The 2,971-nt window shown below is 71.1% G+C and carries 3 protein-coding genes; 2 read left to right on the top strand and 1 reads right to left on the bottom strand.

The window, feature by feature from the left end; genetic code table 11:
- Window positions 1-1,049: LuxR family transcriptional regulator (locus IF89_RS39130; protein ID WP_158718103.1), on the bottom strand; the 1,049-nt coding region annotated here is incomplete at its 3' end.
- 687 nt (window positions 1,050-1,736) lie between these two features.
- On the opposite strand from IF89_RS39130, the gene IF89_RS0134770 reads away from it, so the two are divergent.
- Window positions 1,737-1,940 carry a hypothetical protein gene (locus tag IF89_RS0134770; RefSeq protein ID WP_030776855.1) on the top strand — a complete coding sequence of 68 codons (204 nt, stop codon included), beginning with the start codon at window positions 1,737-1,739 and terminating at the stop codon, window positions 1,938-1,940.
- Window positions 1,941-2,236: 296 nt separating this feature from the next.
- Window positions 2,237-2,761 (top strand): hypothetical protein, encoded by a 525-nt coding sequence (locus tag IF89_RS49495; RefSeq protein WP_030776852.1) that lies wholly within the window; start codon window positions 2,237-2,239, stop codon window positions 2,759-2,761.
- The last annotated feature ends 210 nt before the right edge of the window (window positions 2,762-2,971 follow it).

Below are 2,971 nucleotides of genomic sequence, written 5' to 3'. Positions count from 1 at the left end.
TCGTCGGCAGCGTCAGATGTGTATAAGAGACAGGGGGTGGGGGTGGTGACGGAGCGCAGGGCGAGGAGGTATCCGGCCTGGAAGCGGCTTTCGGCGCCCAGTTCGTCCATCAGCTCGGCGATGTGGCGCCGGCAGGTGCGCAGGGACATGCCCAGGCGGCGGGCGATGAGCTCGTCCTTGGCGCCGTCGGCGAGCCGGCCGGCGATGGTGTCCTGCAGTTGGGTGGAGGTGGTCGCGGTGTAGGAGGCGGAGAAGGGCTCGGCGAGGCTCCAGGCGTTCGCGAAGACCGAGCACAGGAAGGCGACGGCGGATGGTTCGCGCAGGACGACGGCGGCGTCGGGGTTGTCCCAGACCGGGAGGAAGGCCGTGGCGCGGTCGAATACCAGCATTTTGCCGAAGAGTTCGCCCAGGGTGCGGACCTCGGCGCCGGCGGCGCTGACGACCCGTACGTACTCCTGGGTGCCGGGGCTGTAGCGGGCGGTGTGCTGGTAGAGGGTGTGCAGGCGCACGCCGCGGCCCAGCATCTCCAGATCCCTGGGGAGGGCGCGTTCGAGGTAGCCGGGCGGGCGGCCGCCGCCGGGCTGGACGGTGAGGACCTCCTGGGTGCAGCGGGCGGCGGTGTCGGAGATGAGGAGCATGACGCGGTCGCGGGACTCCACCACCTCCACGGCGCCGGAGTCGGCGCCGCGACGGTAGGTCTCCTCGTACAGGGGGATCAGCGAGCTGAGGCGGGCGCGGGTGCGCTCCAGGGTCTCCAGGCGGCGGCGCAGCCGGTTCTCCTCCGGGCCCACCAGTTCGGCGGCGGCGGTGTAGGGGCTGACGGCCCGCCACCGGGCGGGTACGGCGTCGGGGTCGCGGGCCGCGAGGCGGTGGCGCAGCAGTTCGGCGGCGGCGTGCTCGGTGTGTTCCTCGCTCAGGCCGAGCGCGGCGGCCAGGGCGGCGGTCGGCGCGGGGCCGCCCTCCAGCAGCCGGGTGTAGAGCCCGATCGCCGCCGGCCCCAGAGCCGCACCCTCCGGCACCTCCGGCCCCAGAGCCGCACCCTCCGGCACCTCCGGCACCTGCGATGCCGCAGGCTCCCCCGAGCCGGGGCCCCAGTGGTGCGGGGCCGGGCCGGGACCCGAGTGGTGAGGCGGGGCCGGGTGGGGGGCCGGGGCCTGGTCGGGATCCGGGTGGTGAGGCGGGGCCGGGGCCGGGTGGTGGGCCGGGGCCTGGTCGGGATCCGGGTGGTGGGCCGGGACCGGGTGGGGAGGTGTGGGCGAGGGAGTCGGGGTGGCCTGGGTGGTCGGGGTGGGGGGTGGTAATGCTCCCGGCGTCTCGGCGGATGCCCCGTTATCGGTGGCTCTGTCCATGTTGTGCACCCCTCCCTTTCGTGCCACGCACCTTGCTGAGGCCCGTATCCGCTGGACCCGGAGTTCCGGTCCGGGGATTCTTGAGTCACCGGAAAGAAAGACCCGGCAGGAATCAGATCGGAATTCACTTCCTCAGGAGAACAGCATGAAGTTCACTCGGTTCCTCTGTGCGGCGGCGCTGGCTGTGGGTATTGCGGGCAGCATCGTTTCCGGCGCGGCATCCGACTCCGGATCCGGTCCGGCTTCCGCACGGACTTCCGCCCCGTGCGAGGGCCGGCCGGGGGACACCGAGTGGACGAACCCCGCGACCCACTGCCCTCCGCTCCTGTAGAGCCGATCGGGCACCGCCAGGTTCCACCTTCACGCGAAAGTCACTGGAAGAACCCGATGCCGAACCCCTCCGCCCGTCACCGGGAAGCAGGTCTTCCCTGGTGGCAGGCCCTCTCACTGGTCTGTGCCGGCTGCCTGGCGGTCCTGCTGCACCGGCGGATCACCACCGTCGCCCCCTCCTTCCACCACCCCCCGCGCCGCACCGGCGCCGCAAGGACGCCGCACAACGACGCGGCCGCCCACCTCACCACTTCCTGGTGACGCTGAAGAACCTCCCCGCCCCTCACCCCTGCTCCCTGCTCCTGCTCGGGCGAGAGCGCTTTCAGTAAAGAGCAGTCGGGGGCGGCGGAGGGGGCGGCCGAATGGGTTCGGCCTGAAACAGGCCCGATTCTTTCCTTTCCGGCCGCGGGCCGGCCGCACCCCGGCGCCCGCCCCGCGGAAATCCTGTTTCCCGGGCAGAGCATTCACAGCCCCGGTAATTCAGCGCCCGGCACGAGCCCTGCAGCCGCTCACGCCCGCCGGGTGTCCGACACATCCCCTTTTCAAGGAGTACAGATATGCGTATCAGCCGTAAGCGTGTCGCCGTCATGATCGTCAGCTCGGTCGCGGCCGCAGGGGTTCTCCTGCCCTCCACCGCCTCCTACGCCGCCCAGACCCCGGCCCCCGCCGCCCCGGCCGCGGTCTCGGGAGTCGCCCCGGGCGAGATGGGCGCCCTCGCGGGACGGGTCGACGTCGCCTCCGCGGTCCTGGACATCACCCAGAAGATCTTCAACATCGTCAACGAGGCCATCGAACGCAAGCAGAACCGTTCCGGATACGTGAAGTCCCTGATGGAAGGGGCCTTCTACGAGTCGGGCCAGCGCTACAACGTGATGGTCATCAACAACGCCAACAGCTACACCCCCAACCTGCACGGCGTGGTCTACGACGCCAAGGTCAGCGGGATCCACGGCACCTACCGCGTGCTGGTCTTCGAATCGGGCCAGTTCACCAACCACGGCGACGGCGGCTGGATCAACTGGGCCTTCCGCGGCTGGTTCGACCGCGACGGCGGCTACGTGAACTTCCGCCGCTCCTGGTAACCCCGACCCGGCGGCCCACCCACGCAACCGCCCCCACTCCCCACTCCCCGCCCCTGCCCTGCCCCCGCCTTGCCCCCCCCGTTATGTTTTTCGCGGTCCTGCAATGGGACTGCTGGCCTCCGGGCCCGGTATGACTGTGTCCCCTCTGTCGAACGGATGACCTGGGGGGTGGTGTCGCCGGGCCCGGCAGGTGCCGTCACAGACGCTGAT

This window comes from Streptomyces sp. NRRL F-2664 (assembly GCF_000719345.1).
GTDB lineage: Bacteria > Actinomycetota > Actinomycetes > Streptomycetales > Streptomycetaceae > Streptomyces.
The sequence above is the reverse complement of the archived record's forward strand: the minus strand, read 5'-3'. Positions and strand labels throughout refer to the sequence as shown.